This is a genomic window from Streptomyces sp. B1866 (genome assembly GCF_031932565.1).
Taxonomy (GTDB): domain Bacteria; phylum Actinomycetota; class Actinomycetes; order Streptomycetales; family Streptomycetaceae; genus Streptomyces.
In genome coordinates, this window is record NZ_JAVSCF010000300.1 from 1 (window position 1) to 7,334 (window position 7,334).

5 protein-coding genes and 2 pseudogenes are annotated in these 7,334 nt (G+C 73.0%); 6 read left to right on the top strand and 1 reads right to left on the bottom strand.

What is annotated here, in order from left to right:
* The first annotated feature begins 756 nt into the window (after window positions 1-756).
* The 6 genes and pseudogenes from rpsB (at window position 757) to rlmN (ending at window position 6,630) form a co-directional block, all read left to right on the top strand.
* Entirely contained in the window at window positions 757-1,608 is an 852-nt protein-coding gene (gene rpsB / locus RKE29_RS26355) for a 30S ribosomal protein S2 (RefSeq protein ID WP_312008157.1), read from the top strand.
* A gap of 99 nt (window positions 1,609-1,707) precedes the next feature.
* A complete protein-coding gene (gene tsf / locus RKE29_RS26360) occupies window positions 1,708-2,544 on the top strand; it encodes a translation elongation factor Ts (RefSeq protein WP_312008158.1) in 837 nt (278 codons plus the stop codon).
* A 158-nt stretch (window positions 2,545-2,702) separates the two neighbouring features.
* Window positions 2,703-3,482: a UMP kinase gene (gene pyrH, locus RKE29_RS26365; RefSeq protein ID WP_312008159.1), complete on the top strand. Its 780-nt coding sequence runs from the start codon at window positions 2,703-2,705 to the stop codon at window positions 3,480-3,482.
* 138 nt (window positions 3,483-3,620) lie between these two features.
* Complete coding sequence (frr, locus tag RKE29_RS26370; protein WP_312008160.1) at window positions 3,621-4,178, top strand: ribosome recycling factor; 558 nt, start codon at window positions 3,621-3,623, stop codon at window positions 4,176-4,178.
* The gene (locus RKE29_RS26375; RefSeq protein ID WP_312008162.1) at window positions 4,178-5,356 is read left to right on the top strand and encodes a phosphatidate cytidylyltransferase; all 1,179 of its coding nucleotides are present in this window, start codon (window positions 4,178-4,180) and stop codon (window positions 5,354-5,356) included. Before frr ends, RKE29_RS26375 begins: the two co-directional genes overlap by 1 nt.
* 103 nt (window positions 5,357-5,459) lie before the next feature.
* Window positions 5,460-6,630, top strand: a pseudogene (rlmN, locus tag RKE29_RS26380) (23S rRNA (adenine(2503)-C(2))-methyltransferase RlmN).
* Window positions 6,631-6,779: 149 nt separating this feature from the next.
* Here rlmN and RKE29_RS26385 read toward each other — a convergent pair.
* A pseudogene (locus RKE29_RS26385) lies at window positions 6,780-7,334 on the bottom strand (hypothetical protein); the annotation flags it as partial.

Below are 7,334 nucleotides of genomic sequence, written 5' to 3' on the forward strand. Positions count from 1 at the left end.
GGTCCGCGCCACCGGCCGCCCTGCCTCGCCTGCGCGAGCCCCCGCGGCCGTCGCGCGCTCCACGACGTCACCGGCGCACGTGCCCCAGAGCGCGGCCGCGAGCACCGCCGCCACCGCCGGCGCCGCCACGGGCCGGCAGGCCCGGCCCCCGCGGGCCCACTCCCGGTAGCGATGCTCCCGGCACGGATGCTCCCGGTACCGATGCTCCCGGCGCGGATGCTCCCGGCGCGGATGCTCCCGGTCCGGGCGCTCCCGGTCCGGGTGCTCCCGGCACCGGCAGCACCGCCACCGGCAGCACCACCACCGACTGGAGCGGCAGCGCGTACGGGACCGGGCCGGGTGCCACCGGCGCGGGTGCGGGCACGGCGGCCGGGACCGCCCGCGCGGCCGGGGCCGTAACCGCGTCCGCCGTCGGAGAAGGGTTCGTCGTCGCATACGGACCACCGTGGCCTGGAATCCGGCGGCATGGGGATCTTGGCCGGGTTCTGTGGACTACTCACCGGTTGTGGACAACGTCATCACCCGCGGCCCCGCCGGTCCCGTACACTGCTGGTGGCGGCCCGGGTGACCGGGTCGACTTCGCACGCCCCGCCTCCGACGCCCCGGTCCGTGACCGGACGGCACGGCGGCCGCGTTCCTCGGTCCTCGGGCAGGTCCTCCTCGCAAGGTCCCCGCCCGTGGCGGGCGCGCCGGGGCGTCAGGCGCGGCGGCCGCCCGGCCACCGCGGGAACCGAGAACCTCACAAGGAGTACGGCCATGGCCGTCGTCACGATGCGGGAGCTGCTGGAGAGCGGCGTCCACTTCGGGCACCAGACCCGCCGGTGGAACCCGAAGATGAAGCGTTTCATCTTCACCGAGCGCAACGGCATCTACATCATCGACCTGCTCCAGTCGCTGTCGTACATCGACCGCGCCTACGAGTTCGTCAAGGAGACCGTCGCCCACGGCGGCTCCATCATGTTCGTCGGCACCAAGAAGCAGGCGCAGGAGGCCATCGCCGAGCAGGCGGCCCGCGTCGGCATGCCGTACGTCAACCAGCGCTGGCTGGGTGGCATGCTCACCAACTTCTCCACCGTCTACAAGCGCCTCCAGCGCCTGAAGGAGCTGGAGCAGATCGACTTCGAGGACGTGGCGGCCTCCGGCCTCACCAAGAAGGAGCTGCTGGTCCTCTCCCGTGAGAAGGCCAAGCTGGAGAAGACCCTCGGCGGCATCCGCGAGATGCAGAAGGTGCCGAGCGCGGTGTGGATCGTGGACACCAAGAAGGAGCACATCGCCGTCGGTGAGGCGCGCAAGCTCCGCATCCCGGTCGTCGCGATCCTCGACACCAACTGCGACCCGGACGAGGTCGACTACAAGATCCCGGGCAACGACGACGCGATCCGCTCCGTCACCCTGCTCACCCGTGTGATCGCCGACGCCGTCGCCGAGGGCCTGATCGCCCGCTCCGGCGTCGCCACCGGCGATGAGAAGGGCGACAAGGCGGCCGGCGAGCCGCTGGCCGAGTGGGAGCGCGACCTGCTGGAGGGCGACAAGAAGGCCGAGGAGTCCGCCGAGGCGGACAAGCCGGCCGAGACCGAGGCCGCGGCCACGGACGCCGAGTCGGCCTGACCACCCAGACGGTGTACGACGGCGGGGGACGGCGCCCGGACTGCCGCCCCCGCCGTCGGCCCGTAGATCTTTCGACTTTCGGGAAGAGAATCACAGATCATGGCGAACTTCACCGCCGCTGACGTCAAGAAGCTCCGTGAGCTCACCGGCGCCGGCATGATGGACTGCAAGAAGGCCCTGGAAGAGGCCGAGGGCAGCGTGGACAAGGCCGTGGAGATCCTGCGCGTCAAGGGCCAGAAGGGCGTGGCCAAGCGCGAGGGCCGCAGCGCGGAGAACGGCGCGGTCGTCTCGGTCATCGCCGACGACAACTCCTCCGGTGTACTGGTCGAGCTGAAGTGCGAGACCGACTTCGTCGCCAAGGGCGAGAAGTTCCAGGCCGTCGCCAACGAGATCGCCCAGCACGTCGCCCGGACCTCCCCGGCCGACCTGGCCACGCTGCTCGGCTCGGAGATCGAGTCGGGCAAGACCGTCCAGGCGTTCGTGGACGAGGCGAACGCGACGCTCGGCGAGAAGATCGTCCTGGACCGCTACGCGCAGTTCTCCGGCGGGTACGTCGCGGCGTACATGCACCGCACCAGCCCGGACCTGCCGCCGCAGGTCGGCGTCCTGGTCGAGCTGGACTCGGCGGACGCCCAGGTCGCCAAGGACGTGGCGCAGCACATCGCGGCCTTCGCGCCGAAGTTCCGCACCCGCGACGAGGTCCCCGCCGAGACGGTGGAGAACGAGCGGCGGGTCGCCGAGGCCACCGCGCGCGAGGAGGGCAAGCCCGAGGGCGCCCTGCCGCGGATCGTCGAGGGCCGCGTCACCGGCTTCTTCAAGGAGAACGTCCTGGTCGACCAGCCGTTCGCCAAGGACAACAAGAAGACCGTGCAGAAGGTCCTGGACGAGGCCGGTGTCTCGCTCCAGAACTTCGCCCGGTTCCGCGTCGGCGTCTGAGCGGTGGGCGGCGCACCACCGCGACCCGATAGGGTCGTAGCGGCCAGCCGTCCAGCCGGCCGGCCGCGGATGTGACGAGGAGGCCATTGCCGCGAGAGGTCGAACACGGGCCCGTCCGGCAGTGGCCTTCTTCGTATGTGCACGAGGAGATCTCCGACATGAATCAGGATGCGGACGCCACCCGGGCCGCCGACCACACGAGCGCCGGCGGCAGCAGACGCCGCCGTTTCCTGCTGAAGCTCTCCGGTGAGGCGTTCGCCGGAGGCGGGGGACTCGGTGTCGATCCGGACGTCGTGCACGCCATCGCCCGCGAGGTCGCCGCGGTCGTACGGGGCGGGGCGCAGATCGCCGTGGTGATCGGCGGCGGCAACTTCTTCCGCGGCGCCGAGCTCCAGCAGCGCGGCATGGACCGGGCACGTTCCGACTACATGGGCATGCTCGGCACGGTGATGAACTGCCTCGCCCTCCAGGACTTCCTGGAGAAGGAGGGCATCGACTCCCGTGTCCAGACCGCCATCACCATGGGCCAGGTCGCGGAGCCCTACATTCCGCTGCGCGCCGTCCGCCACCTGGAGAAGGGCCGCGTGGTGATCTTCGGCGCGGGCATGGGCATGCCGTACTTCTCCACCGACACCACCGCCGCCCAGCGCGCCCTGGAGATCGACGCGGAAGCGCTGCTGATGGGCAAGAACGGAGTGGACGGGGTCTACGACTCCGACCCGGCGAAGAATCCCGACGCGGTACGGTTCGACGCCCTGGAGTACGGCGAGGTCATCACCCGGGACCTGAAGGTCGCGGACGCCACCGCGATCACGCTGTGCCGGGACAACAAACTGCCGATCCTCGTCTTCGAACTGCTCGCCGAGGGCAACATCGCCCGTGCCGTGAGGGGTGAGAAGATCGGCACGCTCGTGAGCGACCAGGGCACCCGGGCCTGACGGCCCGATCGCCCGGGGCCTTACCGGGTATGCGGCATTTTGCGGGGGATGGACAAGGGCCTGCCGGTTCCAGGACCGTGCAGGAGAAGACGCACGCAGGGGCGAGGCTCTGCTGACGATGAAGACCAGGAGCAAGTGGTGATCGAAGAAATCCTCCTCGAAGCCGAGGAGAAGATGGAGAAAGCCGTTGTGGTCGCCAAGGAGGATTTCGCCGCGATCCGCACCGGGCGTGCGCACCCGGCGATGTTCAACAAGATCGTGGCGGACTACTACGGGGCGCCGACCCCGATCAACCAGCTGGCGTCCTTCTCGGTCCCGGAGCCGCGCATGGCCGTGGTGACCCCGTTCGACAAGTCGGCCCTGCGCAACATCGAGCAGGCCATCCGCGACTCGGACCTGGGCGTCAACCCGAGCAACGACGGCAACATCATCCGGGTGGTGTTCCCGCAGCTCACCGAGGAGCGCCGCCGGGACTACATCAAGGTCGCCAAGGCCAAGGGCGAGGACGCGCGCATCTCCATCCGCAGCGTCCGGCGCAAGGCCAAGGAGAGCATCGACAAGCTCGTCAAGGACGGCGAGGTCGGCGAGGACGAGGGCCGCCGCGCCGAGAAGGAGCTCGACGACACCACCGCGAAGTACGTCGCACAGGTGGACGAGCTGCTCAAGCACAAGGAATCCGAGCTGCTTGAGGTCTGATGAACGACTCATCACGGGGGGTCCCGTCGGGTGCCGCGTACTGGGAGCGGACCGGCGTGGGACATCCCCCCTCGCTTCGCGGGGAGGTGCCCGCGCCTTCGGCGGGTCCCGCGCATGAGCTGGCCGAGGCGGCGCAGACTCGCCCCATGCCCACCGTGCCCCACACCGGCCCAGACCCGCACGAACCGGACCGGGGGGCCGCTCGGCCGAGCGGCCCCCCGGTCCGTGACGAGCCGCAGCGGGCGTCCGGCCGCCCGGCGTCCGGCCCGGGGCACCACCGGCCCTCGGACCCGCCCGGCCCGGAGACCGGCGTGAACGGGCACGCGGGCCCGGGGCCCCGCGCCGCCAAGCGGGCGAAGAAGAGCGCGGGACGCAACCTGCCCGCCGCGATAGGGGTCGGCGTCGGCCTCGGCGTGGTCGTCCTGGCCTCGCTGTTCATCTACAAGCCGGCGTTCCTCGGCGTGGTGGCCGCGGCCGTGGTCGTCGGCCTGTGGGAGCTGACCTCCCGGCTCGCCGAGCGCAAGGAGATCCACGCCCCGCTGATCCCGCTCGCGGTCGGCGGCGTGGCCGTGGTCATCTCCGGTTACCTGCGCGGCGCGCAGGGCGCCTGGGTGGCCATGTCGCTGACCGCCCTGGCGGTGCTCGTCTGGCGGATGGCCGCACCGCCCGAGAACTACCTGCGGGACGTCACCGCGGGCGTGTTCGCGGCCTTCTACGTGCCGTTCCTGGCCACCTTCGTGGCGCTCATGCTCGCCGCCGAGGACGACGGTCCCTGGCGGGTGCTCACCTTCCTGCTGCTGACCGTGGTCAGCGACACCGGCGCGTACGCGGTCGGCTGGCGCTTCGGCAAGACCCGCCTCGCGCCCCGCATCAGCCCCGGCAAGACCCGCGCGGGACTGGCGGGCGCCGTGCTGTTCGCCATGGCCGCGGGCGCTTTGTGCCTGGAGTACCTGATCGACGGCGGCACCTGGTGGCAGGGCCTGCTGCTGGGCATGGCCGTCGCCGTCAGCGCGACCCTCGGCGACCTGGGCGAGTCCATGATCAAGCGGGACCTCGGCATCAAGGACATGGGCAGACTGCTGCCGGGCCACGGCGGCATCATGGACCGCCTCGACTCCCTGCTGCCCACGGCACCCGTGGCGTGGCTGCTGCTGGTGATCTTCGTCGGGTCGGGCTGACGCCCTCGCTCCCAGCCCGGTCACCACGCCCCTGACCAGGCGCGGAGCCCGTTGTCCACAGGCGGCGGGCCCCGCGCCGCGGGTCTGCGACACTGGTACGACCATGCCGAAGCCCGGAGAACTCACCTTTGCCGAGCCGCGCGGAGCCAAGCGCCCCCCGCGGCACCTCGCCGACCTCACCCCCGCCCAGCGCAGGGAGGCCGTCGCCNGACCTCACCCCCGCCCAGCGCAGGGAGGCCGTCGCCGCCCTCGGCGAGAAGCCGTTCCGTGCCGGGCAGGTCTCCCGCCACTACTTCGCCCGGTACGCCCACGACCCCGCCGAGTGGACCGACATCCCCGCGGCCGTGCGCGGCAGGCTGGCGGCCGAGCTGCTGCCCGACCTGATGAGCGTGGTGCGGCACATCGCGTGCGACGGCGGCACGACCCGCAAGACCCTCTGGCGGCTCGGCGACGGCACGCTCGTGGAGTCGGTCCTCATGCGCTACCCCGACCGGGCCACCCTGTGCGTCAGCTCCCAGGCGGGCTGCGGCATGAACTGCCCGTTCTGCGCCACCGGCCAGGCCGGTCTGGAGCGCAACCTGTCCACGGCCGAGATCGTGCACCAGGTCGTGGACGCGATGCGGGCGCTGCGCGACGGCGAGGTCGCCGGCCCGGCCCGCGGCCCGCGGGACGCGGCCGGCCCGGCCCGGCTGTCCAACGTGGTCTTCATGGGCATGGGCGAGCCGCTGGCCAACTACGGCCGCGTCGTCGGCGCCATCCGCCGGCTCACCGACCCCGAGCCCGACGGCCTGGGCCTGTCCCAGCGCGGCATCACCGTCTCCACCGTCGGCCTGGTGCCCGCCGTGCGCCGGTTCGCCGACGAGGGCTTCACCTGCCGCCTGGCGGTGTCGCTGCACGCGCCCGACGACGAGCTGCGCGACACCCTCGTCCCGGTCAACACCCGCTGGCCGGTCCGCGAGGTGCTGGACGCGGCATGGCACTACGCCGAGCGGTCCGGCCGCCGCGTCTCCGTGGAATACGCCCTCATCCGGGACGTCAACGACCAGGCGTGGCGCGCCGACCTCCTCGGCCGGCTGCTGAAGGGCCGCGGCGCGCACGTCAACCTCATCCCGCTCAACCCGACGCCCGGGTCGAAGTGGACCGCGTCCCGGCCCGAGGACGAGCAGGCGTTCGTCGCCGCCCTCCAGGCGCGGGGCGTGCCGGTGACCGTGCGGGACACCCGGGGCAGGGAGATCGAGGGCGCCTGCGGGCAGCTGGCCGCCGCCCAGCGCTGACCGCCCCCGCACCCGGCGGGACGGCACCCGGCGGGACGGGCCGCCGCCGGGCCCCGTGACCGCACCCGGCGGGCTCACGGCCGTACGGCCGTGAGGCCCCGCGCCCCCGTCACCGGCCGCGCGTCACCTGCCGCGTCACCAGCCGGGCGTCACGGTGTCAGCGGCAGGGTGGTCAGCTCGGCCACGGCCCAGGTCAGCGGGGCCAGCACGGTCACCAGCGCCGCCGCGCGCAGCGCCACGGCGCCGCGCAGCAGCCGCGCCGGGGCGCCCAGCCGCAGCAGCGCGGCCGTGGTGCGCTCGCGCGCGGCCCTGGCCTCCGCGGCCGCCGTCAGCAGCGAGCACACGGCGCACAGCACCACCAGGGCCGCGCCGAGCCCGGTGAGCGGCCCGGTCACGCGCTCCCCGGCCGGCCCGGCGCCCGGCCCGTACAGGTCCCAGGTCACGTACGCTCCGCAGGCCGCCGCGCACAGCACGCCCACCGGCCGCCCGATCCGGCGCGCCTCCCTTTGCAGCCCCCGGCCGGCCAGCAGCCGCAGCACCCCGGGCCGCCACGCCGCCAGCAGCCTGCCGCACAGGTGGGTCAGGCCGGGCCCGGCCAGCACCAGGCCCGCCGCCATCAGCGCCCAGCCGCCCAGCACACCCGGCGGGCCGTCGCCCGCGCGGCCCGGCACCGGCATCAGCGCGCCCGGCGCGGGCGGCGCGCC

Excerpts from the sequence above, each read along its gene's own strand:
- rpsB (WP_312008157.1), top strand. The coding sequence starts at position 757 with ATGGCCGTCGTCACGATGCGGGAGCTGCTGGAGAGCGGCGTCCACTTC.
- tsf (WP_312008158.1), top strand. The coding sequence starts at position 1,708 with ATGGCGAACTTCACCGCCGCTGACGTCAAGAAGCTCCGTGAGCTCACC.
- pyrH (WP_312008159.1), top strand. The coding sequence starts at position 2,703 with ATGAATCAGGATGCGGACGCCACCCGGGCCGCCGACCACACGAGCGCC.
- RKE29_RS26375 (WP_312008162.1), top strand. The coding sequence starts at position 4,178 with ATGAACGACTCATCACGGGGGGTCCCGTCGGGTGCCGCGTACTGGGAG.